At 69.8% G+C, this 26,660-nt stretch carries 20 protein-coding genes; 14 read left to right on the top strand and 6 right to left on the bottom strand.

The features are described from left to right. Positions 1 to 24: 24 nt before the first annotated feature. The 3 genes from MUG78_RS06700 to MUG78_RS06690 are packed head-to-tail and all read left to right on the top strand — an operon-like array spanning position 25 to position 2,546. On the top strand, positions 25 to 1,461 hold the full coding sequence (locus tag MUG78_RS06700) for a serine/threonine protein kinase (RefSeq protein ID WP_246993411.1): 1,437 nt from the start codon (positions 25 to 27) through the stop codon (positions 1,459 to 1,461). 7 nt (positions 1,462 to 1,468) lie between these two features. Continuing rightward, positions 1,469 to 1,615: a hypothetical protein gene (locus tag MUG78_RS06695; protein WP_246993409.1), complete on the top strand. Its 147-nt coding sequence runs from the start codon at positions 1,469 to 1,471 to the stop codon at positions 1,613 to 1,615. Positions 1,616 to 1,667: 52 nt separating this feature from the next. Beyond that, a complete protein-coding gene (locus tag MUG78_RS06690) occupies positions 1,668 to 2,546 on the top strand; it encodes a TIGR03619 family F420-dependent LLM class oxidoreductase (RefSeq protein ID WP_246993407.1) in 879 nt (292 codons plus the stop codon). A gap of 52 nt (positions 2,547 to 2,598) precedes the next feature. On the opposite strand, the gene MUG78_RS06685 is transcribed toward MUG78_RS06690, so the two are convergent. Continuing rightward, positions 2,599 to 3,030, bottom strand: coding sequence for a GtrA family protein (locus tag MUG78_RS06685; RefSeq protein WP_246996885.1), 432 nt, complete (start codon positions 3,028 to 3,030; stop codon positions 2,599 to 2,601). Positions 3,031 to 3,213: 183 nt separating this feature from the next. Between MUG78_RS06685 and MUG78_RS06680 the strand changes: the two genes are divergently transcribed. Further along, positions 3,214 to 4,413 (top strand): lipase family protein, encoded by a 1,200-nt coding sequence (locus tag MUG78_RS06680; protein WP_246993405.1) that lies wholly within the window; start codon positions 3,214 to 3,216, stop codon positions 4,411 to 4,413. Between the two features lie 6 nt (positions 4,414 to 4,419). Here the strand turns inward: MUG78_RS06680 and MUG78_RS06675 are convergent, their stop codons facing one another. Further along, positions 4,420 to 4,887 (bottom strand): universal stress protein, encoded by a 468-nt coding sequence (locus tag MUG78_RS06675; RefSeq protein WP_246996883.1) that lies wholly within the window; start codon positions 4,885 to 4,887, stop codon positions 4,420 to 4,422. A gap of 154 nt (positions 4,888 to 5,041) precedes the next feature. Between MUG78_RS06675 and dprE1 the strand changes: the two genes are divergently transcribed. The 4 genes from dprE1 to MUG78_RS06655 all read left to right on the top strand — a co-directional run bounded on the left by dprE1 (position 5,042) and on the right by MUG78_RS06655 (position 10,004). Beyond that, entirely contained in the window at positions 5,042 to 6,460 is a 1,419-nt protein-coding gene (gene dprE1 / locus MUG78_RS06670) for a decaprenylphosphoryl-beta-D-ribose oxidase (protein WP_246993402.1), read from the top strand. An 83-nt stretch (positions 6,461 to 6,543) separates the two neighbouring features. Continuing rightward, positions 6,544 to 7,305 carry a decaprenylphospho-beta-D-erythro-pentofuranosid-2-ulose 2-reductase gene (dprE2, locus tag MUG78_RS06665; protein ID WP_246993400.1) on the top strand — a complete coding sequence of 254 codons (762 nt, stop codon included), beginning with the start codon at positions 6,544 to 6,546 and terminating at the stop codon, positions 7,303 to 7,305. Positions 7,306 to 7,308: 3 nt separating this feature from the next. Next, positions 7,309 to 9,243, top strand: a complete 1,935-nt coding sequence (locus MUG78_RS06660; protein WP_246993399.1) for an arabinofuranosyltransferase — start codon at positions 7,309 to 7,311, stop codon at positions 9,241 to 9,243. Positions 9,244 to 9,257: 14 nt separating this feature from the next. Continuing rightward, positions 9,258 to 10,004 (top strand): MBL fold metallo-hydrolase, encoded by a 747-nt coding sequence (locus MUG78_RS06655; RefSeq protein ID WP_246993397.1) that lies wholly within the window; start codon positions 9,258 to 9,260, stop codon positions 10,002 to 10,004. A 3-nt stretch (positions 10,005 to 10,007) separates the two neighbouring features. Here MUG78_RS06655 and MUG78_RS06650 read toward each other — a convergent pair whose 3' ends face one another. From MUG78_RS06650 to aroQ, 3 genes are all read right to left on the bottom strand, one after another. Then, complete coding sequence (locus MUG78_RS06650) at positions 10,008 to 10,658, bottom strand: GAP family protein (RefSeq protein ID WP_246993395.1); 651 nt, start codon at positions 10,656 to 10,658, stop codon at positions 10,008 to 10,010. Positions 10,659 to 10,817: 159 nt separating this feature from the next. Next, positions 10,818 to 12,314, bottom strand: a complete 1,497-nt coding sequence (locus MUG78_RS06645; RefSeq protein ID WP_246993393.1) for a DEAD/DEAH box helicase — start codon at positions 12,312 to 12,314, stop codon at positions 10,818 to 10,820. 251 nt (positions 12,315 to 12,565) lie between these two features. After that, positions 12,566 to 13,030 (bottom strand): type II 3-dehydroquinate dehydratase, encoded by a 465-nt coding sequence (aroQ, locus tag MUG78_RS06640; protein WP_246993391.1) that lies wholly within the window; start codon positions 13,028 to 13,030, stop codon positions 12,566 to 12,568. Positions 13,031 to 13,158: 128 nt separating this feature from the next. Between aroQ and MUG78_RS06635 the strand changes: the two genes are divergently transcribed. From MUG78_RS06635 to MUG78_RS06610, 6 genes are all read left to right on the top strand, one after another. Next, complete coding sequence (locus tag MUG78_RS06635; RefSeq protein WP_246993390.1) at positions 13,159 to 13,584, top strand: DUF7144 family membrane protein; 426 nt, start codon at positions 13,159 to 13,161, stop codon at positions 13,582 to 13,584. 63 nt (positions 13,585 to 13,647) lie between these two features. Then, positions 13,648 to 17,001, top strand: coding sequence for an arabinosyltransferase domain-containing protein (locus MUG78_RS06630; RefSeq protein ID WP_246993388.1), 3,354 nt, complete (start codon positions 13,648 to 13,650; stop codon positions 16,999 to 17,001). A gap of 133 nt (positions 17,002 to 17,134) precedes the next feature. Then, the gene (locus MUG78_RS06625; RefSeq protein ID WP_246996881.1) at positions 17,135 to 20,401 is read left to right on the top strand and encodes an arabinosyltransferase domain-containing protein; all 3,267 of its coding nucleotides are present in this window, start codon (positions 17,135 to 17,137) and stop codon (positions 20,399 to 20,401) included. Further along, positions 20,398 to 23,790, top strand: a complete 3,393-nt coding sequence (locus MUG78_RS06620) for an arabinosyltransferase domain-containing protein (RefSeq protein ID WP_246993386.1) — start codon at positions 20,398 to 20,400, stop codon at positions 23,788 to 23,790. Before MUG78_RS06625 ends, MUG78_RS06620 begins: the two co-directional genes overlap by 4 nt. A gap of 144 nt (positions 23,791 to 23,934) precedes the next feature. Then, positions 23,935 to 24,270 (top strand): putative quinol monooxygenase, encoded by a 336-nt coding sequence (locus MUG78_RS06615; RefSeq protein ID WP_246993384.1) that lies wholly within the window; start codon positions 23,935 to 23,937, stop codon positions 24,268 to 24,270. Next, on the top strand, positions 24,270 to 24,998 hold the full coding sequence (locus MUG78_RS06610; protein WP_246993382.1) for a VIT1/CCC1 transporter family protein: 729 nt from the start codon (positions 24,270 to 24,272) through the stop codon (positions 24,996 to 24,998). The genes MUG78_RS06615 and MUG78_RS06610 overlap by 1 nt, the downstream gene beginning before the upstream one ends. A gap of 111 nt (positions 24,999 to 25,109) precedes the next feature. Here MUG78_RS06610 and MUG78_RS06605 read toward each other — a convergent pair whose 3' ends face one another. Further along, positions 25,110 to 26,660 carry an acyl-CoA carboxylase subunit beta gene (locus MUG78_RS06605; RefSeq protein WP_246996879.1) on the bottom strand — a complete coding sequence of 517 codons (1,551 nt, stop codon included), beginning with the start codon at positions 26,658 to 26,660 and terminating at the stop codon, positions 25,110 to 25,112.

The following is a 26,660-nucleotide window of genomic DNA, read 5'->3' as shown; positions in this document are numbered from 1 at the left end:
CCGCCCCGACCCTGCGGAGGAACGATGAACGAGGCGATCGCCGGTTATCGCGTGCTGTCCCGGATCGGCGACGGCGGCATGGGCTCGGTGTACCTGGTCCAGCATCCCCGGCTGCCCCGCCAGGAGGCCCTCAAACTGGTGGCCGCCGAGCTGAGCAGCGATGCGGTGTACCGGGCGCGCTTCGCCCGCGAGGCCGACGTCCTGGCCGCGCTGGACCATCCGAACATCGTCCGCCTGCACGACCGCGGCGAGGTGGGCGGCCAACTCTGGCTCACCATGGAGTACGTCGACGGCCCGGACGCCTCGACGCTGCTGGCGCGGCAGGGACGACTGCCGATGCCGACCGTTCTCGACATCGTGCGCGGCGTGGCCGCGGCCCTCGACTACGCGTGGAGCACCAGCCACCTGGCGCACCGCGATGTGAAGCCCGCGAACATCCTGGTGGGCCAGCGGTCGGCCGGGGGCGGGCCACCGATCATCAAGCTCGCCGACTTCGGTGTCGCCACCGGGCCGGAACGCACTCGGCTGACCGCCACCGGCATGGCCGTCGGCACCTTGAGCTACCTGTCGCCGGAGAGCCTGGGCGAAGGGCGGGTGGACGATCGCTCCGACCAGTACTCGCTCGCCTGCACCGCCTACCACCTGATCACCGGGCACCCGCCGTTCGGCGAAGGGTCGCCGGCGACGTTGCTGCGCGCGCACCTGTACGAACCACCGCCGGTGCCGTCGGCGCAGGTCCCCGGGATGCCGCCGCATGTCGACGCGGCCATTGCCCGCGCCACCGCCAAGGATCCGCGCGACCGCTTCGCGTCGAGCACCGCCTTCGCGCAAGCCCTGGCCGGGGCGCCCACTGTCGTCCCCGCGGCACCGTCGTACAGCCGGCAGCCGCCGCACCCCGGTGGCCCTCCCCCGATGGCCCCTCCGCCGATGGCCCGGCCTCGATGTCCCGCCGCCACCGGAACCGCCGAGGTCGACGCGGATGATGCCGGCCGCGCAGTTCCCGCCCGGTCCGCCGTCGCCACCCGCACCGTCGGCCGCCGGCTCCTCCGACGGGAACCGATCGCGAAATCGCATGCTGATCGGCGGTGGGATCGCGGTCCTCGTGCTCCTGCTGCTGGCCGGACTCGGCGCCTTCCTGGTGCTCCGCGACTCGGGTGGATCCGATCCCGTGCCGCTCGCCGGGTCGTCGACCACCACCAGCAGCACCACCACGTCGTCGACCACCTCCGCGACGAGGTCGACGACCACCTCGACGTCGGCCGACAGCGCTCCGCTCTCCACGATTCTCGGCAAGTGGACGGGCACCTACACGTGCGGTCAGGGCGAGACCGCGGTGACCTTCACCATCGAGAGCGGTCTGATCGACGACCAGGTCAATGCGACCTTCGCGTTCGGCCCGACGCGCGCCAATCCAGACACCGAGCGCGGCTCCTTCGAGATGGCCGGCATTCGGGTGGGTGAGGACGTCATGTTCACGCCGGTGCGCTGGATCGACAAGCCCGGCACCTACGACATGGTGATCGTGCAGCTGGACGGACCGATCACCGCGAACATGACCCGGCTGAGCGGACGCGTCATCTCGCCCGGCTGCAGCACCATCAGCCTCCGTCGCTGATTCCGGGGACACCCGGCCCACCATTGCTAGAACGTGTTCTAGTCTGAGTGGCATGCGTTTCACCTTCGCTGAGGCGATGACCGACACCAGCTACTACGCTCCGCTCGCGCAGGCCGCCGAGACCGCCGGCTTCTCCGGCATGACGATCCCGGATTCGCTGGCGTATCCGGAAGAGTCCGACGCCACCTACCCGTACACCCCGGACGGCAACCGCGAGTTCCTCGACGGCAAGGATTTCGTCGAGACCTTCATTCAGATCGCGGCGCTCGGTGCGGTGACCAGCACCCTGCGGTTCCTGCCGTTCGTGCTGAAGCTCCCGGTCCGTCCGCCGGCGCTGGTGGCCAAGCAGGCCTCGTCGATCGCGCACCTCACCGGCAATCGGCTGGGTCTGGGCATCGGCACCAGCCCGTGGCCGGAGGACTACGACATCATGGGCGTCGACTTCGCGCGCCGCGGCAAGCGCATGGACGAGTGCATGGACATCATCCGCGGCCTCACCTCCGGCGAGTACTTCGAGTTCCACGGCGAGTTCTACGACATCCCGAAGATCAAGATGGCGCCGGCCCCCACCGAGCCGATCCCGCTGCTGGTCGGCGGCCACGCCGACCTCGCGCTGCGTCGTGCCGTGGTGCGCGGCGACGGCTGGATGCACGGCGGCGGCCCGGGCGAGGAGCTCGACGCCCTGCTCGACAAGATCGCCGCCATCCGGAAGGCCGAGGGCAAGGAGAACGACCCCTTCGAGATCCACGTGATCTCCATGGACGCCTACACCATCGACGGCATCAAGCGACTCGAGGACAAGGGCATCACCGACGTGATCGTCGGCTTCCGCCTGCCGTACATCATCGGCAACGACACCGAGCCGCTGCAGAAGAAGATCGACCACCTGAACTGGTACGGCGAGAACATCATCGCCAAGATCGACAGCTGACCCGGCACGTCCGCGAAGGTCGCCGCGCGCCGGCGGCCTTCGCTCACCGGCACTACTTGATCTTGAAGATCACCGCGCGCTGGACCACGAAGTTGATCACCGTCGCCACGCCCTGGGCGACGACGAAGGCGCCCGCGGAGTAGAGCCAGGCCTCCGGCCACACCGTCGACAGCCAGGCGTACAGCCCGACGTTGACCGCGAACGTGGTCGCGTACAGCAGCAGCACCGCGACGAAGCGCGCGGCGCTGGGCTCGGCGCGGAAGGTCCAGCGCCGGTTGATCAGGTAGGCCACCGTGGTGCCGAGGATGAACCCGCCGGCCTTGGCGACGGCGAACGGCGCGCCGACGGCGTACTGCAGCAGCATGGTGAGGCCGTAGTCGAGCACCGCCGAGCCGGCGCCGGTCATTACGAACCGGATCAGCTGGGTCTTCAGATCGACGTCGGTCGAGGCCTCTTCGTCGTCGAGCGGCAGCTCCATCGGCATCGGCGCGTGACGCGTCGCGAAGTCCTCGTGGTGCAGCGGGTGCGACGGGTCGTGGCGGGGATCGATGTCGGGCACCCTGACAGCCTAGTGCCCCGACACCGGCATCCCGACCGACCGGGCGGCGGCGTCGTATCTCGTCGAGACCACCGGGAAACACCGAACCGTCCCCTAATCTGGGAACTCATGAAGCCTCTGCTGCGTCGGGTCGCCACCACAGTCCTCGCATTCGCCTGCGCGAGCACCCTCGCCGTGACGGCGGCTCCGGCGCATGCCGACCCCACCCCGGCGCCGTCGTGGTCGGGGCTCGACGCGCGCGACTACTCGGGGCCGATCGGCACGCCGGGCACGCTGTTGGCGCAGACCCCGCTGAACCCGGCGCTCTCGCTGCCCGCCGCGGGTTCGGCCTACCGCATCCTCTACGCCACCACCGACGTGCACGGAAAGCCCGCCACCAGCACCGGCGCGATCTTCCTGCCGCGCAAGGCCGCCCCGAAGGGTGGCTATCCGGTGATCGCCTGGGCGCACGGCACCACCGGCCTCGGCGACGACTGCACGCCGTCGGCCCTGCCCCGCTCCGAACGCGACGCCGCCTACCTCAGCCACTGGCTGCGCGAGGGCTACGCCATCGTCGCCACCGACTATGCGGGCCTCGGAACACCCGGGCTGATGAGCTATCTCAACGGCGAGGTGGCTGCCCATTCGGTGGTCGACTCGGTGAAGGCCACCCAGCAGACCGGCCTGCCGCTCTCGAAGAAGTGGGCCATCGTCGGGCAGTCGCAGGGCGCGGGCGGGGCACTGAACGCCGCGCGCCGGGCCACCGCCTACTCGCGCGGCAGCGGACTCGACTACCGCGGCGTCGTCGCCACCGGCACGCCGGCCAACATCGAACACGTCATCTGGCAGGCCGGGCCGGCGTTTCCGCCCGTCGCCCTCCCCGCGGGCCTGAACGTGTACGCCGCATACATCCTGGCCGGCTTCACCGACGCCCGCCCCGACCTGCGCGTCGAGTCGGTCCTGACGCCGCGCGGGCGCACGGTGGTCTCGATGGCCGAGAAGCTCTGCTACTCCGAGCTCGCCGACGCCCTCACCGGTGAACGCGCCAACACCTGGTTCACCCGCCCGCTGGCGAGCATCCCCGGCATTCAGGGCGCGCTGGTCGAATACATGAGCACCCCGTACTCCGGGTACGACAGGCCGATCTTCCTCGGCCAGGGCCTGCTCGACACCGACGTCCCCGCCGTGTCCGCGGGCTCGCTGTACGCGCAGATGCTGGCGGCCGGCCAGCCGGTCGATTTCCGCCTCTACCCGGGTGAGGACCACTCCGGCACGGTCCTGGCGTCGATCCCCGACTCCACCCCGTTCCTCGCGCGGATCATGCGCTGACCGCGGTCAGGGCTCCACTTCGGTGCCGCTGAGCTGCGGCGTCTCGGCGCGGTCGTCGATGTCGGCGGCCGCCGTCGTCGGCTGGCGATGCTCGGCGGACGGTTTCACCACGAGCACCGGCTTGTTGCAGGAGACGAGCAGGTACTGCGACGTGCTGCCCAGCAGCAGCTTGCCCACCTGTGTCCGACGACGCATCCCGATGACCAGCATCTCCGCGTCCGGGCGCTCCATGGCGTTCAGCAGTTCCTCTGCCGGTGTCGCACCGATCGGCTGCTGCAGCCGGTACCGCAGACCGGACGCCTTCAGCCGCTGCTCCACGTCGGCGATCTCGTCGGCGTCGGCGATCCGTCGTCCACGCACCTCCGACACCGCGCTGATCACCAGCAGTTCGGTGTCGCGCAGGCGGGCCTCGACGATCCCCTGCTCCAGACAGACCCGACCGAAAGCCCCCGGCGCGTAGCCCACCACGATCATCGCCACCGTCTCCTTTCGTCGTGCCGTCGTATGTCTCCGGTTTGAGAGTATCGGACGGCAGTCCCCGAAAACGGAGCCGAAATGTCCGTTTTAATCGGGTCTGACGCACCACATCTAGGCAATCCACAGACTCCGACGAGTACTCTCCTAGGCGATGACGAACCAAGATGTACTCCCGATCGAGACCCGGACGCTGATGGGCTGGGGTCGCACCATGCCCGTCGAGGGTCACGTGCTGTCGACCCCGTACCCGGAGGTCATTGCCCAAGCCGTCGCGCAGGTCGCCGACAGCCAGGCCGACAAGCCGTCGTACCTCAAGCGCGGCATCATCGCCCGCGGCATGGGCCGCTCGTACGGTGAGAACGCCCAGAACGCCGGCGGCCTCACGATCGACATGACGGCGCTGACCCGGATCTACTCGATCGACAGCGACACCGCGATCGTCGACGTCGACGCCGGCGTGGACCTCGACACGCTGATGCGCGTCGCCCTGCCGCACGGCCTGTGGGTGCCGGTCCTGCCGGGCACTCGCCAGGTGACCGTCGGCGGCGCCATCGCCTGCGACATCCACGGCAAGAACCACCACAGCGCGGGCAGCTTCGGCAACCACGTCGCGGAGATGCACCTCCTCGTGGCCTCCGGCGACATCCTGACGCTGACCCCCGAGGGCACCCCCGACGACCCGGACGCCTCCATCTTCTGGGCGACGGTCGGCGGCATCGGTCTGACCGGCATCATCCTGCGCGCCAAGATCAAGATGACGCGCACCGAGACCGCCTATTTCATCGCCGACGGCGCCGTGACGCGCTCGCTCGACGAGACCATCGCGCTGCACACCGACGGCTCCGAGGAGAACTACACCTACAGCTCGGGCTGGTTCGACGCGATCAGCAAGCCGCCGAAGCTGGGCCGCGGCACCTTCTCGCGCGGTTCGCTGGCCACCCTCGATCAGCTGCCCGACAAGCTCGCCAAGGATCCGCTCAAGTTCGACGCGCCGACCCTGGTGAACTTCCCCGACGTGTTCCCCAACGGGCTGGCCAACAAGTTCAACTTCTCCATGATCGGCGAGGCGTACTACCGCATGGGCGGGAACTACACCGGCAAGATCCAGAATCTGACGCAGTTCTACCACCCGCTCGATCTGTTCGGGAATTGGAATCGCGCCTACGGTTCCAAGGGTTTTCTGCAGTACCAGTTCATCGTGCCGCCGGAGGCCGTCGAAGAGTTCAAGGGCATCATCTACGACATCCAGGGCTCCGGACACGTCAGCTTCCTGAACGTCTTCAAGCTGTTCGGCGAAGGCAATCAGGCGCCGCTGAGCTTCCCGATGCCGGGCTGGAACATCTGCGTGGACTTCCCCATCAAGAAGGGCCTGCACGAGTTCGTCTCCGAACTCGACCGGCGCGTGATGTCCATCGGCGGACGCCTGTACACGGCCAAGGATTCACGCACCACCGCCGAGAGCTTCCACACCATGTACCCGCGCGTCGACGAGTGGCTCGAGGTGCGTCGCCGCGTGGACCCGGACAAGGTCTTCATGTCGGACATGGGTCGACGACTCGAGCTCATCTGAGCGACGCCCGACCCTTCGACCCTTCGACAAGCTCGGGGCGCGGATCACCCCGCACTCCGGCTTCAACTGAAAGAGATCTCCCCATGTTCAACGCCGTCGGCGTTCCCCAGTCCGTCCTCGTCCTCGGCGGCAGTTCCGAGATCGGCCTCGCCATCACCGCCGAGTTCCTCTCCCGCGGCCCGATGCGTGTGGTCCTGGCCACCGTGCCGAACGACCCGGCCGCCGCGACCGCCGTCGAGCAGATGAAGGCCGCCGGCGCGACCAGCGTCGAGCAGATCGACTTCGACGCCCTCGACACCGATTCGCACCCCGGCGTGATCGACGCGGCCTTCGCCGGCGGCGACATCGACGTGGCCATCGTCGCCTTCGGTATCCAGGGCGACGACGAGCAGGCCTGGCAGGACCAGAAACTCGCCGTGCTCGAAGCCGACATCAACTACACCGCCGCCGTCTCCGTCGGCGTGCTGCTCGGCGAGAAGATGCGGGCGCAGCGCCACGGCCAGATCATCGCCATGAGCTCGGTGGCCGGCGAGCGGGTGCGTCGCTCCAACTTCGTCTACGGCTCCACCAAGGCGGGCCTGGACGGCTTCTACCTGGGCCTCGGCGAGGCCGTGCGCGCCGACGGCGTGCGCGTGCTCGTGGTCCGCCCCGGCCAGGTCCGCACCCGCCTGTCGGCGCACGTCGCCGAGGCGCCGCTCACGGTGAACAAGGAAGACGTCGCGCAGCGCGTCGTCGCCGCCGTGGACAAGGGCAAGGACGTCATCTGGGTGCCCGGTCCGTTCCGTTTCATCATGATGGTCCTGCGGCACATCCCGCGGCCCATCTTCCGCAAGCTCCCCGTCTAGGCGATGACGAGCGCACCGCGCCGAGGCCGCGACCTACTCGAACTGCTCGGCGCGCTCCTCCTCGGCGGAGTGGTCGGCTTCGTGGGACTCCGCGTCATCGACGCGGCGGCGTGGCCGGCCTACAACACCTCCAACGTCACCCGCGCGCTGACCACCCTGGGCCAGGTGCTGTTCGTCCTGGTCGCGGTGGTCGCCGTGGTGGCCGCACGCTACCGGCCGTCGTGGCGGCTCGGCACGTCGTGGCTGGGCTCGGTCGCCTCCGCCGGCCTCGTGACGGTGAGCCTCGGCATGCCGCTGGGTGCCACCAAGCTGTACCTGCATGGCCTGACCGCTGACCAGCAGTTCCGCACCGAGTACCTCACCCGTCTCACCAGCAGCCCGCACCTGGCCGACATGACCTACGTGGACCTGCCGCCGTACTACCCGGCGACGTGGTTCTGGTTCGGCGGTCGATACGCCGACCTGCTCGGTCTGCCCGGCTGGGAGGCTTACAAGCCGTGGGCCATCATCTCGATGGCCGCGGCCGCCGCGCTCGGCGTGGCGCTGTGGAACCGCATGGTCGGCGTCGGCGTGGGCACCGCCGTCGGCATGGCCGTGACCGCCGCGACCCTGTACTTCGCCTCGCCCGAGCCCTATGCCGCGGTGCTGATCCTGGTCGGCGTGCCCATGCTGGTGGTCATCGCCTCCGCGCTCCGCGGACGCGGACGTCTCACCGACGGCCCGACGTCGTTGGCGCAGACCAGCTGGCTCGCCGTGATCGCCGCGGGCCTGTTCCTCGGGGTCTCGGCGACGGTCTACACCCTGTACACCGCGCTCTTCGCCGGCAGCGCGATCCTGATCGCCCTGGTCTACCTGGTGCAGGTCTGGGTCGCGGCCCGCAACAGCGCCGTGCCCGATGATGCCCTGAGCGCGGAGCGGCGCGGCCCGTTGGTCGGCGTCGTGGTGCGCCTGCTGGTGATGGGCGTCCTGGCCTGCGCCGTCGCTCTGACCTTCTGGGCCCCGTACCTGCTCAAGCGGTTCGGCTCCAACGTCACGGTGTCCGGGGCCGCCGAGCACTATCTGCCCGAGAATGGCGCGATTCTGCCGCTGCCCATGTTCCAGCTGACCCTGCTCGGGCTCCTGGCCCTGGTCGGGCTGATCTGGGCGGTGCTGCGCATGCGTCGTCGGACCATCGCGTTCGCGTTCGCCGTGGCGCTGGTCGGCATCGTGGTCCTGACCCTGGCGTCGCTGGCGCGCACCGCCATCGGCAGCACCCTGCTGTCGTTCCGCCTGGAAGCGGTGAGCGCCGCGATCCTCGCCGCCGCGGGCGTGTTCGGCGTCGTCGAACTCTCCCGACTCGCGGTGGGACGCTTCGGCGACATCCGCACCGTGATCGGCGTCCTGGCGGCCGTGGGCGCGGTCGGCGTGGCCCAGCAGGTGCCCGCGACCCTGTCCAGCGAGATCACCATCGCCTACACCGACACCGACGGCTACGGTCAGCGCGGCGATCAACGGCCGGCCGGCTCGGAGTCGTACTACGCGCAGCTGCACCGCCTGATCCGCGAGCAGACCGGCCGCCCGGCCACCGAGAACGTGGTGCTCACCGCCGATTTCAGCTTCCTGTCGATCTACCCGTACTGGGGATTCCAGGGCCTCACCTCGCACTACGCGAACCCGCTGGCCGAGTTCGACGCCCGCGCCGCGACCATCGCGAAGTGGGCGGAGGCCGCCGATCCGGCCGAGTTGGCGTCGCTGATGCAGGCCAGCCCGTGGCGGACCCCGGACGCGTTCGTGTTCCGCTACAGCGCCGACGGCTACACCTTGCGTCTGGCCAAGGACGTCTACCCGAACGATCCGAACATCAAGCGGTACACGGTGACCTTCGATCCGGCCGTCTTCGACGATCCGGCCTATACGGTGACCGAAGTGGGCCCGTTCGTTCTGGTGGTCCGCAACTAGTTCGGGAGCGCGGAGTGGACCTGCAGATCACCAGCCTGACCGGGGCGTCGGGCAGCACCCATTTCGTCGCCACCGACACCGTGAACTGGGTGATTCTGCAGGCCGACGACGGTGTGACCCTGATCGACGGCGGTTACCCCGGCCACGCCGACGCGGTGACCGAGTCGTTGCGTCGGGTCGGCAGCGCCCCCGAGGAGATCCGGGCCGCGCTCCTCACCCACGCGCACGTCGACCACCTCGGCGGCCTGGTGAAGCTGCGGCAGAAATACGCCTTCGACGTCTACGCCGATCCCCACGAGGTGGCCCACGCTCGGCGCGACTATCTGGAACAGGCGAACGCGGCGAGCCTGGCACCCATCGCCTGGCAGCCCCGCGTGTTGCGCTGGCTGAGCCGGATCCTTCCGCTGGGGGCCCTCGACAAGACCGGCCTGCCCGACGCCACCCCCTTTCCCGACCTCGCCGGGCTCCCCGGCGCACCGGTCCCGATCGCGGCGCCCGGACACACCCGCGGCCACAGCGCCTTCCTGGTGGCCGACGGCGAAGCCCTGGTCTCCGGCGACGCCCTGATCAGCGCACATCCGACCACCACCCCGCCCGGGCCACAGTGCCTGGGCCCGGTGTTCACCCACGACCCCGAGCGCAACGCCGCCTCGCTGGAGAACCTGGCCGCCACCGACGCGCGCCTGCTGTTCCCCGGCCACGGCCCGCAGTGGGCGGGCCGCATGCGCACCGCCGTCGACCAGGCGCTCGCCCGCGGCTGAGGGTCAGAGGCCGCCGAGGCCCTTGCCGACGAGCACCACACCGAGCACCACGAACAGCACCGCCATCACGGCCTGATTGTTCGCGTCCAGCCACTCCTTGATCGCGTTCAACGGGCCACGGAGCGCGTCCGCGGCGACAAGGTAGGCGATCACCGGAAGTAGAACACTCGCGGAGGCCAGCACCACGAAGACGGCAGCTGAGCCGATCAGCGGGCCCATCGCGAGATCGGCCGAGCCGATCGCGACGCCCGCGGCGGCGCAGAGCATGAGGTTCTTGGGGTTCACGGCAGCGAGCAGGAAGCCGAGCCCGGTCGCCTTGGCCCAGGTCAGTCCCTCGATGGCAGTCAGCCACTTCGGGGTGCCGCTGCTCTGCGCGCGGAACTGGTTGATGCCGGCGATCAGCAGCCCGCTGCCCAGCACGATCTTGATCCAGCCGACTGCGGCCCCGGGCTCGTCGGTCTGCTTCACGGCGTCGCCGAGGGCGATGAAGACCGCGGTCGCGCCGATGAGGCCGCCCACCCAACCCACGGCGAAGCCGAGGCCCTTGGTGCGCGCACTGCCGCCGAGCAGCATGAGGATCACGGCGATGATCGGCATCGGCGAGATCGCCACGCCCACCGCCATGGGCAGAATCTCGCCGATGACCGGGTTCATCGCGGGGCACCTCTCGCTCGATCAGCGCCGACGGCGCGATTCCATCGAAGACACTATCCGCTTGGTAAAACGACGGCGTCCTGACGCCGACCGATGGCATATATGCATTCGGTCGCGTCAGGACGCCGTTGTTTTACCGCGCTGTCGGTGTACCCGCGGTCAGCGCGCGGTGGGTGCGCCCGCCGGGCGACGCGCACTGCGGCGACGACGCTGCGCCGGGGCGCCGGCGCCCTCGGTGCGCTGCTGCGACGACGACGAGGTGTACACGCGCTGGCCGGACTCGCCGGCGCTGTCGGAACGACGACCGCCGGTCCCGCGACCGCGGCCGCCGCCGGTGCTGCCGGCATTGCCGGAGCCGCCCGCACCGCGACCGGAGCCACGACCCTGCCCGCCGCCGCGACCCGACCGGGCCTGGCCGCCGCCACCGCCGGAACGACGACGCGGCTGCTGCTGCTGGGGCGCCGGTGCCGGAGCGGGCTCCCGGTACGGGGCGCGCTCGCCGACCAACTCGTCGACGGCCGCCGACGAGGCGGTGACCTGCTGCGGCGTCACCTTGATGGCCGCCTTCTGCAGCATCTTGCGCAGGTCGGCGCGCTGCTCGGGCAGGCACACCGTCACCACGTCGCCGTTGCTGCCGGCGCGGGCGGTACGGCCCGAGCGGTGCAGGAAGGCCTTGTGCTCGGCCGGCGGATCCACGTGGACCACCAGCTCGACGTCGTCCACGTGCACGCCGCGGGCGGCCACGTCGGTGGCGACGAGGACGCGGGCGCCGTCGTCGGCCGCGAACGAGGCCAGGTTGCGGTCGCGCTGGTTCTGCGACAGGTTGCCGTGCAGGTCCACCGACGGGATACCGGCGGCGGTGAGTTTCTTGGCCAGTTTCTTGGCCTGGTGCTTGGTGCGCATGAACAGGATCCGTCGCCCGGTGCCGGAGGCCAGCTCCTGGACGAGGTCGTTCTTGTCACCGGTCGAGCGCACCTCGAACACGTGGTGCGTCATCTTCTCGACGGGGCTGGTGGCCTCTTCGAGCGAGTGCGTGACCGGCTGGTTCAGGAAGCGCTTGACCAGCTTATCGACGCCGTTGTCCAGGGTGGCGGAGAACAGCATGCGCTGCCCGCCCTTGGGGGTGGCGTTCAGAATCCGGGTCACTCCGGGCAGGAAGCCGAGGTCGGCCATGTGGTCGGCCTCGTCGAGCACGGTCACGGCCACGTCGTCGAGCGAGACGATGCGCTGGCCCATCAGGTCCTCGAGTCGACCGGGGCAGGCGACGACGATGTCGACGCCTGCGCGCATCGCGCGCTCCTGGCCGGCCTGCTTCACGCCGCCGAAGACGGTGGTGACCTTGAGGCCCATCGCGTCGGCCATCGGGGTCAGCGCGGTGGCGATCTGCGTCGCCAGCTCGCGGGTGGGCGCCAGGATCAGTCCGGTCGGGCGACCCGGGGTGCGCTTGCGGCCGGCTGCTGCGAGGCGCGCGACGAGGGGAATGGAGAAGGCCAGGGTCTTGCCCGAGCCGGTCTTGCCGCGGCCGAGCACGTCGCGGCCGGCCAGGCTGTCGGGGAGCGTGTGCTCCTGAATCGGGAACGCGGTGGTCTTGCCGTCGGCGGCCAGCGCGGCGACGATCGGCGAGGGAACGCCGAGATCAGCGAAAGTGGTGGTCATATGGTGTCAGCCCTTTACGGCTTAGGGACTTCCCGGCGCACATGAGCGGGCCGCGCGCACAACAGGCGCGGCCGAGCCACAGCATGGAAGTCAGGTGGCGAACACGCAGGTGTGCGTATCCGTTCGCCGCAGGAAAGTCAGTGATCGGCCGGCAGGATTGACATCGGCTGCGATCTCCGGAGCGTTCTACGACGCGCGGTGCCGAAGCACCGATGGGTCCACCGTACGCGTCCGACGACGCCGACGGCGCATCAAGAGATGAGCGTCACCAGTCGCCGGACGGCGTATTCGTAGCCCGCGATGCCGAAGCCGGCGATCACCCCGGCGGCGATCGGCGACACATAGGAATGCTGCCGGAACGGCTCGCGCGCGTGCACATTCGAGATGTGCACCTCGATGATCGGCACCTCCGGGATCACCAGGGCGTCGTGCAGCGCCACCGAGGTGTGCGTCCAGGCACCCGGGTTGATCACGATGCCGCTGACCGCACCGCGCGCCGCGTGGATCGCGTCGAGCATCTCGCCCTCGTGATTGGTCTGCAACGCCAGCACGCCGACGCCCGCTTCCGCCGCGGTGCGCTCCACCAGCGCCACGACGTCATCGAGGGTGGCCGGCCCGTAGACCTCCGGTTGCCGCGTTCCGAGCATGTTCAGGTTCGGCCCGTTGAGCAGCAGAATGGGCAGCGGTGCAGCGACGACAGGACGATCGGTGGACATGCTGCGAAGTCTACGAGAGATCGCAGTCAGATCACCGGACCAGCACGATCCGCGTCATATCGTCCTCGGTGGCGACGTGTGTGCAGCAGAAACCAACGAGCACCGAACCGTCGTGGTACTTACACACCATGACCATCAATAACGACAACCCGCAATACGCACCCGATCGAAACCCCGGCAACCCGTGGGCTGCCGGCACCACCTGGGCCGCCGCCGCGCTGCTGCTGGTCGCCTCGGTCCTCGCCTTCTTCCAGGGCATCGCCGCCGTCGCCAACGACGAAACCTTCGTCGCGGTGACCGCCGACTACATCTATGCCTTCAACCTCACCACGTGGGGTTGGATCCACATAGTGCTCGGCGTGATCGGCGTCTGCATCGCGATCGGCCTCTTCATCGGCGCCACCTGGGCCCGCATCTTGACCATCGTCATCGCGTCGCTGTCGATCGTGGCCAACTTCCTCTGGCTGCCCTACACCCCGTGGTGGTCGATCCTCATCATCGCCATCGACATCCTGGTGATCTGGGCCGTGGCCAACTGGAACGGCGACATCTGATTCCGCCGCTCCCGGCACACCACGCCTGATCCGATGGCACGGGGGCATCGCTACGATGCCCCTGTGCCATCCTTCTCTGTCCGGCGAGCCCAGATCACCGCCATCATCACGGGCCTCGTCGGTTTCTTCCTGGCACTCCTGTCTCCTCTGCTGCCGGTGCAGCAGACGACCGCCGACATCAGCTGGCCGCAGGACGGCACCGTCAACTCGGTGTCGGCACCGCTGATCTCGTACGCACCCATCACGCTCGACGCCTCCATTCCGTGCGCCGCCGTCGGCGATCTGCCGCGCGGACAGCAGATCCTGCTGGCCACCACGTCTCCGTCCGCGCCGAGGTCCGCCGAGCGCGGCCTGTTCGTCCGGGTCACCGGCGCGGCCGACAATCCTGCCGCGCAGCGTTCCGTGGAAGTGGTCAACCGCAACATCCCGCTGCTGTCGGCACCGCTGGACCAGGTCGTGGCCGCGGACTGCCAGGCGATCACGATCTCCGCGGACGCCGACGCCGTGACCGCCGCGTTCGTCGGATTGCGCGACGACGACGGCGAGCCGCGCACCGCGTCGACCAGCGACACCGACCTCGGCGACCAGCGCCCGCAGGTTACCGGCCTGTTCACCCAGCTGTCCGGCCCGGCCGCCGATCTGCCCGGCCTGACCGCGCACGTGCAGATCGACTCCCGCTACAGCACCAGCCCCACCCTGCTCAAGTGGCTCGCGATCATCGTCGGCGTCGCGGCCACGTTGATCTCGCTGCTCGCGCTCGCGCGTCTGGACGCCACCGACGGCCGCGGCCACCGACGGGTGTTCCCGGCGCGCTGGTGGCGGCTCAACGCCCGCGACGGCATGGTGATCGGTCTGCTGCTCGTCTGGCATTTCGTGGGGCCCAACACGTCCGACGACGGCTATCTGATGACCATGTCGCGGGTGGCGCAGGACAGCGACTACACCGCCAACTACTTCCGCTGGTTCGGGGCGCCGGAGTCGCCGTTCGGCTGGTACTACCAGGTCTTCGGCCTGCTCAGCCAGGTCAGCGTGGCCAGCCCGTGGATGCGTCTGCCCGCCCTGGCGTGCGGCATCGCGAGCTGGCTCATCATCAGTCACGAGATCCTGCCGCGGCTGGGTCGCGCCACCGCCGGGGCCCGCAGCCACCTGCACACGGCGAGCACGGCACCGGCCTGGACAGCCGCCGCGGTGTTCCTGGCCTGCTGGTTCCCGTTCAACAACGGGCTGCGCCCGGAACCGATCATCGCCCTGGGAGCGCTACTGGCGTGGTGTTCGGTGGAACGCTCCATCGCCACCGGCCGCCTGCTGCCCGCGGCACTCGCGTGCCTGATCGCCGCCTTCTCCATCGCCGCCGGACCCACCGGTGTGCTGGCCGTCGCCGCCCTGGTCGCCGGGGCGCGGCCGATGCTGCTGGCCCTGGTCAAGCGGGCCCGGGAGGTCACCGCGCAGACCGGCCGGGCCGCGAAGTGGGCCTACCTCAGCCTGCTCGCACCGATCCTGGCCGCAGGCACCTTCGTCCTGTTCGTGGTGTTCACCAATCTGACGCTCGCCGCGTTCCTGCAGAGCTCCACCATGAAGACCGCCGTCGGACCGTCGGCGAACTGGTACAACGAGATCGACCGCTACTCCTCGCTGTTCGCGTTCTCCGCCGACGGCTCCATCATGCGGCGATTCGCCGTGCTGGCGATGGTGCTCTCGCTGGTGGTGGCCGGTGCGGTCCTGATCCGGAAGGGCCGTATCCCCGGCACCGCCGCGGGCCCGGCGCAACGCATCGTCGGCATCACCTTCGCGTCCCTGCTCTTCCTCATGTTCACGCCCACCAAGTGGACGCACCACTTCGGCGTCTTCGCCGGTCTGGCGGCGGCGCTCGCCGCGCTGGCCGCGGTGGCGGCCAGCGCGGGGGCCACCCATTCGCGCCGGAACCGCACCCTGTTCGGGGCGTTGGTGGTCTTCATCGCCGGCCTGGCTCTGACCGCCCCCAACTCGTACTACTACTCCTCCGCGTGGGGCATGCCGTGGGGCGTCTGGCAGGTGACCATCGGCGGTGCCATGGTGGGCCAGGTCCTGCTGTACCTGACGCTGATCCTGCTCGCGGTGGCTCTCTGGTTCCACTTCCGCGAACCGTTCACCGGCACCGATCCGGTGCTCGACGACCCCGAGCACGTGCGGTGGCCGCGACTGCGCCGCAGCGTGGCCTGGCCGGGTCGCGCGCCGATGGGCGTCGCCGCGGGCCTCCTCGTCGCCTTCGCCCTGGTCACGGCCATCGTCGCGGGCATCAACCAGTCCGGCTCCTACTCGGTGCCGCGCAGCAACCTCGAAGCGCTGGCCGGCCGCCCGTGCAGTATGGCCGACAAGGTGTGGGTGGAGTCGAACCCGAGCGACTATCTGCTGACCCCGGTGGACTCGACCCTGCGTGATCCGCTCGCCGGACCCACCAGCCAACCGGCGGGCTCCGATCGCAGCGCCACCACCGGGTTCTCCGCCAACGGCATTCCGGACGACGTGAACGCGCGGGCCTCGTCGGGCAGCCTCGGCGTGCTCGCGGGTGCGGCCGCCGCCGACCCCGATCTACTCATCGCCAACAGCGGCGGCACCGGCGGCGGCGTGATCAGCACACCCGGCCTCAACGGCAGCCTCGCCGCCCTGCCCTTCGGCCTGGACCCCGAACGCACCGCCGTCCTGGGCAGCTACTCCGGCGACGTCCAGAGCCCGGCCGGCCTCACCTCCGGCTGGTACCGCCTGCCCACCGACTACCGGGATCGCCCGCTGATCACCTTCTCCGTCGCCGGCGACTTCTACCAGGGCGAACTCCGCCTGGAATACACCGACGAGCCGATCGGCCCCACCACCACCGACGGATCGCTGTCGCCGACCGGCGGCATCGCCATGATCGATCCGGGCCCCAATCCGTCGTGGCGGAACGTCCGCATCGATACGACCGGACTGCCGTCGAACCTCACGGCCATCCGCATCGTCGCCGACGACCACAACCTGGCCGCGGACCACTACCTGGTGGTGACCCCGCCGCGGCTACCCGAGATGACCACTCTGCAGGACACCGTCGGCAGTACCGACCCGGTCCATGCGGACTGGACGTCCGGGCTGGTGGTGCCGTGCCAGCGGCCGTTCAACTTCCACGCCGGCGTCGCCGAGGTGCCGATGTGGCGGATCAAGCCGGGCGCCGACCTGGCCGCGGCCGTCGGAGCCTGGCAGAGCGCGCCGGGCGGCGGACCGCTCGGTTGGCTGGACGTCTCCCAACGCGCGGAGACGGTGGCGACCTATCTGCAGGGCGACATCGGCCGGGACTGGGGCGCCCTGGAGCGCTACTCGGCGTACGACGAGGCGCGCCCCGCCGTGATCGAGTACGACACCGAGGTCCGCAGCGGACTGTGGAGTCCGGCACCGATCCGATACTGACCACGCCCGTGCGCGTTTGGGACGTGCTCAGCTTGTTCGACTAACCTCAGAAGTCGTGCCTGAGCCGACAACTGAGATCGAAGACACCGAGCGCCCACCGCGATCGGCCCCGCTGTCGGCTCCGTCGGCGCGGATGCTCGCCACGATCTCGGGCGTCATCGCCGTGCTGGCCGCCATCGCGGTGCCCTTCGTCCCGGTGTCGACGACGCAGGCGACCATCACCTGGCCGCAGGGCCAGCAGCTGAACGCCGACGATCCGTCGATCGTCGCCCCGCTCATCGCCCAGACCTCCCAGGCGCTGGACATCCGGATCCCGTGCGCGCCGCTGGCCGAGGCCGCCCGCACCTCGGGCACCGTGCTGACCACCATGCCGCCGGGAGCGCAGCGGCAGACCAACAACGCGCTGATCGTCAACAGCAACGGCGAGCGCGTCACCGTGCTGTTCCGCGCCAACAACGCGGGTGGGGCCACACTCGAGCAGTTGGCCTCCGGTGACTGCAAGAACCTGCACATCTTCTCCTCGCCCGCGGGCACCGGCGCCCAGTTCGTGGGCTTGGGCCCGACCAAACTGCTGCCGCCGGACACCCGCCCGCAGATCGACGGCCTGTTCACCGATCTGTCCACCGAGCAGGTGCAGAGCCTCGCCGCCGCGGGCCTGCGTTCGACGATCACCGTCGACAATCGCTACGAGTCGTCGGCCTCGATCCTCAAGACCCTCGTGATGATCATCGCGGTGCTGGCCACCCTGGTGGCGCTGTTCGCGCTGTACTGCCTCGACCGCCTGCGCGGCTACCGCGCGCCGCCCAATCGCCGCGGCAGCGCGACGGCGTGGATCCGGTCCCTGCGCCCCCGCCTCACCGACCTCGTCGTCACCGCCGTCCTGCTGATCTGGCTGTTCCTCGGCGCGGGTGCCCCCGACGACGGCTACATCCTGAACATGGGCCGCACCGCCGACGCGGCCGGTTATCTCTCCAACTACTACCGCTACTTCGGCATCGCCGAGGCCCCGTTCGACTGGTACTACGGCTTCCTCGCGCAGTGGGCCAAGGTGTCCCCGTCACTGCTCTGGATGCATCTGCCCGCCCTGGCGGCCGGCCTGGCCTCCTGGTACCTGCTCAGCCGCGTGGTCCTGCCCAGCCTCGGCACCGCCGTGAAGGCCACCGGCTGGACCGGTTGGGCCGCCGCGTCGGTCTTCGTCGCGTTCTGGCTGCCGTTCTGCGCCGGTCTGCGCACCGAGGGCATCATCGTGCTCGGCACCCTGCTGGTCTGGTGGGCCGCGGAGAAGGCGATCGCGACCAAGCAGCTGCTGCCTGCCGCGCTGGCCGCGCTGGCCGCCGCGTTCACGCTCGCGCTCGCCCCGCAGGGCGTGATCGCCGTCGCGATCCTGCTGGTCTCGGCCCGTTCGCTGCTGCGCATCCTGGTGGATCGACGCCGCGAGGACCCGCTGCTCTCGCTCCTGGCACCGATCGCCGCGGCAGGCACGGTGGTCTTGGTGGTGGTCTTCCGCGACCAGACGCTGATGACGGTCATCGAGGCGATGAAGACCCGCTACCAGGTGGGCCCGATCATTCCGTGGAGCCAGGAGTTCCTGCGCTACTACTTCCTCACCGTGACCACACCCGACGGCTCCATCGCCCGCCGTATCCCGGTGCTGCTGCTCTTCGCCGGGGCCATCGTCACCGCCGCGCTGCTGCTGCGCCGCGGGACCATCGACGGTGTGCGCCCGCGCCCGGCGTGGCGCCTGGTCGGCGCCTTCGCGGTGACCCTGATCCTGTTCTTCTTCATTCCGGTCAAGTGGACCATCCAGTTCGGTGTCTTCGCGGGTCTCGCGGCGGCGCTGGCCGCCACCGGCACCCTCGCGGTGGCCCAGGCCGCGGCGCGGTCGAGCCGCAACCTCACGGTCTTCATCGCCGGGCTGCTCTTCGGTCTCGCCGCCGTCGCCGCCGGCTACAACGCGTGGCCGTACGTGGCGCGCTATGACATCGCGTGGTTCGACCAGGCACCGTCGATCGCCGGACGTCCGGTGTCGTCGCTGATCCTGATCCTCGCGGTGATCGCGGTGGCCGTCGCCCTGTGGCAGACGCTGCGCCTGGACTACGTGAAGAACCGCGGCATGGCTCATCACACGGCTGGCCAGCCGGACAGCTCCGCGGATGTCCGGCGGATGGCCGTCGCCTCGTCGCCGATCACCGTGATCGCCGCCCTCACCGTGCTCATCACGCTGGCGATGTTCGGCAAGGCCGTCGTGAATCGCGGGGACGCGATGACGAGTCTGAGCAACAATCTCGCCTCCATCGGCGGCGACTCCTGCGGCATGGCCGATCAGGTGCTGGCCGAACCCGATCCGAACGCGAACTTCCTGACCCCGGCGAACGGCCGCTCGGCCTCGGCCGCGCTGGCCGGTACCGAGGGCGTCGGGTTCACCCCGAACGGCGTGGCAGGCGACCTCTCGCCCGAGCCGATCGTCTCCCGCCCCGGCCAGATGCACGTCTCCGGCTCCACGTCCAAGCCGTTCTCCACCGTCGGCACGCTCGGCGCGGGCACCACCGGCGGTACCGGTCCGCGCACGGTGAACGGTTCCACGGTCGCGCTGCCGTTCGGCCTGAACCCGGCCATCACGCCGGTGCTGGGCAGCTACGGCTACCAGGGCAACGCACACCTGCGCACCGACTGGTACCAGCTGCCCGACCGCAACGCCTCGCCGCTGCTGGTCTTCGCCACCGCGGGCTCGGTCGGCTCGATCGACGCCAACGGCGCGCACATCCCCGGCCAGGCGCTGGTGGTCCAGTTCGGCAAGCCGGGCGCGAACGGCGAGTTCGAGCGCATCGGCCCGAACGTGCTGCCGATCGACCCGGGACCCAAGATCGCCAACCGTCCGTGGCGCAACCTGCGCGTCCCGATGTCCTCGGCGCCCGCCGGCGCCACCGTGATGCGCCTGGTGCTCGACGACACCAACCTCGGCCCCATGCAGTTCCTCGGCATCACGCCGCCGCGCGCGCCGAAGCTGGTGACCCTGCAGGAGCTGGTCGGCTCGCAGGACCCGACCCTGATCGATTTCGCGGTGGGCGCGTTCTTCCCGTGCCAGCAACCGCTGACCTTCCGACACGGTGTCGCGCAGGTCCCGCAATGGCGCATCCTCCCCGACTACGTGACGATGAACATGCAGTCCAAGACGTGGATGTCGACGAGCGGCGGCGGTCTGCTGGCGATCACCGAGGCCACCACCAAGGCCACGGTGGTGCCGACCTATCTGAACCATGACTGGCACCAGGACTGGGGCACGCTCGAGAAGCTCGCCCCGCTCGCCCCGGACGCCGCCACCGCCGTCGTCACGACGGAACGGGTGACGCAGTCCGGCCTGGCCCGCGCCGGCTCGATCCGCCTGGAGCCCACGAAATGACCGCTGAGCATCCCGTCGACACTGCGACGGCCCCCGACTCCCCCGACTCCACCGACTCCCCCGACTCCACCGACCGGTGGGCGTTCCTGAAGAACAACGACTACCGCGTCACCAAACTGGTCGCGGCGATCGCGGGCCTCATCGGCCTGTGCATGGCGATCGCCACACCGCTGCTGCCGGTGCAGCAGCGCAGCGCCGCTCTGCAGTGGCCGCAGTCCGACACCATCGGCAACGTGACCGCACCGCTGGTCGCGTTCGTGCCCACCGACATGTCCGTCACCGTGCCGTGTTCGCTGGCCGAGGACCTGCCCGCCTCCGGCGGCGTGCTGCTGTCCACGATCCCCGCGGCGGGCAAGCAGGCCTCGGCCCGCGGCCTGTTCGTCAAGGCCGACCAGGACCGCCTGGTGATGACAGTGCGCGACGTCCTGCTGCTCAGCGTCGACCGCAAGGCCGCGCAGGCGAACGCGAACTGCACCTTCGCGCTGACCGGTAACGCCGACGGCGTGACGGCCCAGGTCTTGGGCATGGAGGGGGACGGCACCAGCTACCGCACCGACGACACCGACATGCGTCCGCAGATCGTGGGCGTGTTCTCCGATCTGCCCGCCGATGCGTCGCGCGCCGGCTTGTCGCTGCACGCCGACATCGACACCCGCTACGTCAACTCCCCCACCCCGCTGAAGCTGGCCGCGATCATCGTCGGCATCGTGATGACGCTGCTGGCGCTGCTGGCCCTCGGGGTCCTCGACTCCCGGGACGGTCGCCGCCACAAGCGGTTCCTGCCGCGCGGCTGGTTCACCATTCGCGGCCCCGACGCCGTGGTCATCGTGGTGCTGGCCCTGTGGTGGCTGATCGGCGGCAACACCTCCGACGACGGCTACAACATCACCGTCGCCCGCATCACCGAAGAAGCCGGCTACGCCGACAACTATTTCCGCTATTTCGGCGTCCCCCAGGACCCGTTCGGCTGGCCGTACCAGGTGCTGTCGTGGATGACGCAGATCAGCGTCAGTGCGCCCTGGCTGCGTCTGCCCGCCTTCCTCGTCGGCCTGCTCGGCTGGTGGCTGCTCAGCCGCGAGGTGATCCCGAGGCTCGGTCGTGCGGTGCGCACCAACCAGGCGGCCATCTGGTCCAGCGCCCTGGTGTTCCTGGCGATCTGGCTGCCGTACAACAACGGCATCCGTTTCGAGCCGCTCGAAGCCATCGGCGCCCTGCTGACCTGGTGCGCCGTCGAACGCGCCATCGCCACCCGCCGCCTGCTGCCGTACGCGGTGGCGGCGATCATCGGCGCCTTCACCCTCGCCGTCGCACCGGGCGGCCTGATGGCCGTCGCCGCACTCCTCGCCGGTCTGCGACCGGTAGTGCGCGGCATCGTGTCCCGTCGTCAGCGCGACGGCCTGCTGCCGATGATCGCGCCGGTCCTCGCCGCGGGCACCGCGGTGCTGTACCTGGTCTTCTACTGGCAGCCGCTGATGCCGCTCATCGAGAGCAGCACCACCGCCTCCGAGGTGGGCCCCACCCTCGAGTGGTGGCAGGAGCCGGTCCGGTACTACTACCTGATCCTGCAGACCGGCGACGGCACGTTCTCGCGGCGCTTCGGCATTCTGATCATGTTCCTGGCCCTGGTGGTGGTGATCTTCCGCCTGCTGTCCAAGAGCCCGCTGAACGGCGTCGCCCGCGCACCGATCTGGCGTCTGGTCGCGATCATGCTCGGCACCATGTTCTTCATCTCGTTCACGCCCACCAAGTGGACCCACCACCTGGGCATCTACGCCGGTATCGGCGCGGGCCTGGTGGCCGCGGCGGCGGCCATGATGTCGCCTGCGCTGCTGCGTTCGCGCGGCAACCGCGCGTTCTTCGCCTCGGCCGTCCTACTGGTCACCGCGGTCGCGGCCACCGGCACCAACATGTGGTGGTACGTCGGCAGCTACGGCATCCCCTGGTGGGACCGCCCGATCGAGGTGGCCGGCATCAAGCTCGGCTGGGTGGTGTTGGCGCTCTCCATCTTCTGCGCGTTGATGGGCCTCTGGTATTACTTCCGCAACGACTACGTCGACGAGGCCAAGCGCACCGGCTACCAGCGCACCGGCCTGAACCGTCTCAAGGTCTCGCCGCTGCCGGTGATCTCGGCCCTGGTGATTCTGTTCATGCTCGGCTCCTTCGCGAAGGGCGCCTGGGTACAGCGGGACAGCTGGTCGTGGGCCAAGTCCAACGTCCGCGCTCTGACCGGCGACGAATGCGCGCTGGCCAACGACGTCCTCGTCGAAAGCGACCCCAACGCGTCGATCCTGCAGCCCGCGTCTGTCGACGGCCGTCCGGCGCCCGCACCGAAGGCCGCCCTGGCCGGCGAGAACGTCGGCTTCACCCCCGACGGCCTGCCGTCGAACGTCGGGATCGATCCGCTCGAACGCAAGTCCAGCGGTGATTCCGAGGACGCCGGCCCGCAGACCTCGCTCCCGACCACCGACGACGTCAGCGGCGAGGACAGCGACGACGGCAGCGGAGAATCCGGCAGCGGCGACACCGCTACCGGTGAGGCCGACACGCCTGAACCGCAGAGCACCTCGGTCCGCCTGCCTTACGGCCTGAACCCGGCCACCACGCCGGTCCTGGGCAGCTACCGCACGCAGGGCCCGGCCACGGTCACCACCGACTGGTACCTGCTGCCGTTCGCCGCCGGGCAGGCACCGGACTCGTCGCCGCTGCTCACGGTGGCGGCGGCCGGCTCGATCGAGGCGATCAACGGCCTCGGCGCCGTGGTCCCCGGCCGCAAGCTGGTGGCCCAGTACGGTCGCGTCGGCGCCGACGGGAAGGTCGTCCCGGTGGGTGCGCCGCAGACCCCGATCGACGCGATCGAGACCAAGAGCGAGTGGCGCAGCCTGCGCTTCCCGCTCGCGGACGCCGCCCCGGGCGCCACCCTGGTGCGTCTGAACGTCGTCGACGAAGCACCCGCGCTCGCCGAGTGGCTGGCGTTCACGCCGCCGCGCGTCCCCGAGCTGGCCACGCTCAACGACGTCGTCGGCCGCACCGATCCGGTGCTCATCGACTGGCTGCCCGGCCTGGTGTTCCCGTGCCAGCGGCCGATCGCGGTGCGCAACGGCGTTCTGGAGCTGCCCGAGTGGCGGATCATGCCCGACGCCGACGCCACCCAGAAGAACAGCCAGACGTGGATGGCGGGCAAGTCCGGCGGTCCGCTGGGCATCACCGACGCGCTGCTGTCGCACACGCTGGTGCCGAGCTACCTCCGCAACAACTGGGGTCGCGACTGGGGCGGCCTGGAGCGGTTCACCCCGCTGGTGCCCGACGCCACGCCCGCCGAGCTGGAGCTGGGCTACCGCACGGTGAACGGTTTCTGGAGCCCCGCCCCGATGCGCTCGGCCGGGTACTGACGCTTTCGGTACGTCCCGCCGCTTTCGGGTGGTGCTGTCGTTCTAGAACGACGGGCCCGCCCGAAAGCGACGGTGACACCCAAAAGCGAAGGGGCCGACCGAGGACGACGGGCACTGGGTAGCCTTCGAGGCACTGTCACCGAAATGAAGGACACGCCCGTGCAGATCGTCAATGTCCGTTTCTACGTCAAGCCCGAACTGGCCGACGAGTTCCCGAGCGCGCTCACCGAACTGACCGAGGCGACCCGCAACGAGCCGGGTAACCTCTGGTACCACTGGTCGCGCAGCATCGACGATCCCAACGAGTACGTGGTGCTCGAGGGCTACACCGACGACGGCTTCATGGCGCACGCGACCAGCGAGCACTTCCGCACCGGCGGCGCGCTGATCCAGCCGTTCCTGTCCCGGACCCCGGACATCATCGCCCGGCAGGTGGAGGGCGAAGGCTGGGATCAGCTGAGCGTGCTCGCCGTCGACTGATGACGACCACGGACGCCAATCCGCACGCCCACGACTCCGAGCCGCACGGCGGCGGATTGGCGAACCGTCTCAATCGGCTGCGCGCCGGCGTGCTCGGCGCCAACGACGGCATCGTGTCCACCGCGGGCATCGTCGTGGGTGTGGCTGCGGCCGGCGCGGCGCGCGGCCCCATCTTCACCGCCGGTATCGCGGCACTGGCCGCCGGCGCCGTGTCGATGGCGCTCGGCGAATACGTCTCGGTGAGCACCCAGCGCGACACCGAGGCGGCGCTGCTGATCAAGGAACGACGGGAACTGGCCGACGACCCCGACGCCGAGCTCGACGAGCTGGCCGGCCTCTACGAGGCCAAGGGTCTCAGCTCGGCCACTGCGCACCAGGTGGCGCGCGAACTCACCGAACACGACGCCCTCGCCGCCCACGCCGACGCCGAACTCCACCTCGATCCCGAGGAACTGGTGAACCCATGGATGGCCGCGGTCAGCTCCGCCATCTCCTTCACCCTCGGCGCGCTGCTGCCGTTGATCGCGGTGCTGCTGCCGCCTCAGTCTTGGCGGGTGCCGACGGTGTTCATCGTCGTGCTGGCGGCGCTGGCCCTCACCGGCACCATCGGCGCGCTCCTCGGCGGCGCGAAGCCGCTGCGCCCGACGCTGCGCGTGATGGTCGGCGGCGCGATAGCCATGGGCGTCACCTACGGCATCGGTACGGCGTTCGGCACGGCCGTCGCCTAGCGCCGGCGCGCCACAGGCGGCAGTGCCACCCACAGGCGTCAGCCGACACCACAGGCGGCAGCCGGGCTGCCGCCTGTGGTGCGGACTGTCGCGAACGTGTGCGGCTGACGCCTAGATCGGCATCAGGTAGTGCTTGCGCGGGGCGCGCAGCACCTGCTTGTCCTGCAGCTGAGCGAGCGCCTTACGCAGTTGCAGGCGCGTGTCGGCGGGCTCGATCACCGCGTCGATGTAGCCGCGCTCGGCCGCAAGGTACGGGGTGGCCATCATCGCGTTGTAGAACGTGATGAAGTCCTGGCGCACCTTGTCGGCGTCGGCCGCCGAGAGGCCTTCGGTCTGGTGGCGGGTCAGGATCACGGCGGCGGACTCGGCGCCCATCACGGCGATCTTGGCCGTCGGCCACGCGAAGTTGATGTCCGCACCCAGCTGCTTGCAGCCCATCACCGCGTACGCGCCGCCGTAGGCCTTGCGCAGCACCACGGTGACCTTGGGAACGCTCGCCTCGACGTAGGCGTACAGGAACTTGCCCGAACGCCGGATGGTGCCCTTCGCTTCCTCGACCACACCGGGCAGAATGCCGGGCGTATCGACCAGGAAGATCAGCGGGATGTTGTAGGCGTTGCAGATGCGGACGAACCGGGTCGCCTTCTCCGAGGCGTCGGTGTCCAGGGTGCCCGCCATCACGGCGGGCTGGTTGGCGACGACGCCCACACTGCGACCGTCGACGCGCGCGAAACCGGTGATGATGTTCGGCGCGAACAGTTCCGCGACCTCGTGGAAGGCGCCGTCGTCGAAGAGCCGCACGATGAGGTCGTGCATGTCGTAGCCGGCGTTGTCGTTGTCCGGCATGAAGGTGTTCAGCGAGAGATCCGACTCGGTGATCTCCGGCTCCAGGCCCGGGTTGATCACCGGCGGCTGCTCATGGCAGGTCATCGGCATGTACTGCAGGTACTCGCGCACCCACTCGAAGGCCGCTTTCTCGTCCTGCGCGACGTGGTGGATGTTGCCCCAGCGCGCCTGGTTGTGGGCGCTGCCGAGATCCTCCGCCGACACCTCTTCGCCGTTGACGGCGCGGAGGATGTCCGGGCCGGTGACGAACATGTAGCTCTTGTCCTCCACGCCGACGAGCACGTCGGTGTTCGCGGGGGTGTACACGGCGCCGCCGGCGCACTTGCCCAGGATCACCGACACCTGCGGCGACAGGCCGGACAGCAAGTCGTTGCGTCGACCCATCTCGGCGTACCAGGCCAGCGAGGTCACGGCATCCTGGATGCGGGCACCGGCGGAGTCGTTGATGCCGACCATCGGGCAGCCGAGCTTGCCCGCCCACTCCATCAGGTTGGAGACCTTGCGGCCGAACATCTCGCCGACGGTGCCGCCGAGCACGCTCTGGTCGTGGCTGAAGGCCGCGACCGGACGCCCGTGCACCAGGCCGTGGCCGGTCACCACACCGTCGCCGTACCCGGTGTCGGCGGCACCCGGCATCTTGGCCAGCGCGCCGACCTCGACGAAGGTGCCCGGATCGAACAGCATCTCCAGCCGCTCACGCGGGGAGCAGATGCCCTTGTGCTCACGCTTGGCGATCGCCTTGGCGCCGCCCGGTTCCTGCGCCAGGGCCAGCTTCTCGCGCAGGTCGGCGAGCTTGCCCGCGGTGGTGTGATCGAT

Source organism: Gordonia alkaliphila (genome assembly GCF_023017165.1).
Classification (GTDB): Bacteria; Actinomycetota; Actinomycetes; order Mycobacteriales; family Mycobacteriaceae; genus Gordonia; species Gordonia alkaliphila.
Note: the sequence above shows the minus strand (reverse complement) of the source record. Positions and strands in the feature narration are given on the sequence as shown.

Excerpts from the sequence above, each read along its gene's own strand:
- MUG78_RS06635 (WP_246993390.1), top strand. The coding sequence starts at position 13,159 with ATGACCATCAATAACGACAACCCGCAATACGCACCCGATCGAAACCCC.
- MUG78_RS06685 (WP_246996885.1), bottom strand. The coding sequence starts at position 3,030 with ATGCCGATGGAGCTGCCGCTCGACGACGAAGAGGCCTCGACCGACGTC.
- MUG78_RS06610 (WP_246993382.1), top strand. The coding sequence starts at position 24,270 with ATGACGACCACGGACGCCAATCCGCACGCCCACGACTCCGAGCCGCAC.
- MUG78_RS06700 (WP_246993411.1), top strand. The coding sequence starts at position 25 with ATGAACGAGGCGATCGCCGGTTATCGCGTGCTGTCCCGGATCGGCGAC.
- aroQ (WP_246993391.1), bottom strand. The coding sequence starts at position 13,030 with ATGTCCACCGATCGTCCTGTCGTCGCTGCACCGCTGCCCATTCTGCTG.
- MUG78_RS06660 (WP_246993399.1), top strand. The coding sequence starts at position 7,309 with ATGACGAGCGCACCGCGCCGAGGCCGCGACCTACTCGAACTGCTCGGC.
- MUG78_RS06645 (WP_246993393.1), bottom strand. The coding sequence starts at position 12,314 with ATGACCACCACTTTCGCTGATCTCGGCGTTCCCTCGCCGATCGTCGCC.
- MUG78_RS06615 (WP_246993384.1), top strand. The coding sequence starts at position 23,935 with ATGAAGGACACGCCCGTGCAGATCGTCAATGTCCGTTTCTACGTCAAG.
- dprE1 (WP_246993402.1), top strand. The coding sequence starts at position 5,042 with ATGACGAACCAAGATGTACTCCCGATCGAGACCCGGACGCTGATGGGC.
- dprE2 (WP_246993400.1), top strand. The coding sequence starts at position 6,544 with ATGTTCAACGCCGTCGGCGTTCCCCAGTCCGTCCTCGTCCTCGGCGGC.
- MUG78_RS06680 (WP_246993405.1), top strand. The coding sequence starts at position 3,214 with ATGAAGCCTCTGCTGCGTCGGGTCGCCACCACAGTCCTCGCATTCGCC.
- MUG78_RS06650 (WP_246993395.1), bottom strand. The coding sequence starts at position 10,658 with ATGAACCCGGTCATCGGCGAGATTCTGCCCATGGCGGTGGGCGTGGCG.
- MUG78_RS06690 (WP_246993407.1), top strand. The coding sequence starts at position 1,668 with ATGCGTTTCACCTTCGCTGAGGCGATGACCGACACCAGCTACTACGCT.
- MUG78_RS06625 (WP_246996881.1), top strand. The coding sequence starts at position 17,135 with ATGCTCGCCACGATCTCGGGCGTCATCGCCGTGCTGGCCGCCATCGCG.
- MUG78_RS06620 (WP_246993386.1), top strand. The coding sequence starts at position 20,398 with ATGACCGCTGAGCATCCCGTCGACACTGCGACGGCCCCCGACTCCCCC.
- MUG78_RS06675 (WP_246996883.1), bottom strand. The coding sequence starts at position 4,887 with ATGATCGTGGTGGGCTACGCGCCGGGGGCTTTCGGTCGGGTCTGTCTG.
- MUG78_RS06695 (WP_246993409.1), top strand. The coding sequence starts at position 1,469 with ATGTTCACGCCGGTGCGCTGGATCGACAAGCCCGGCACCTACGACATG.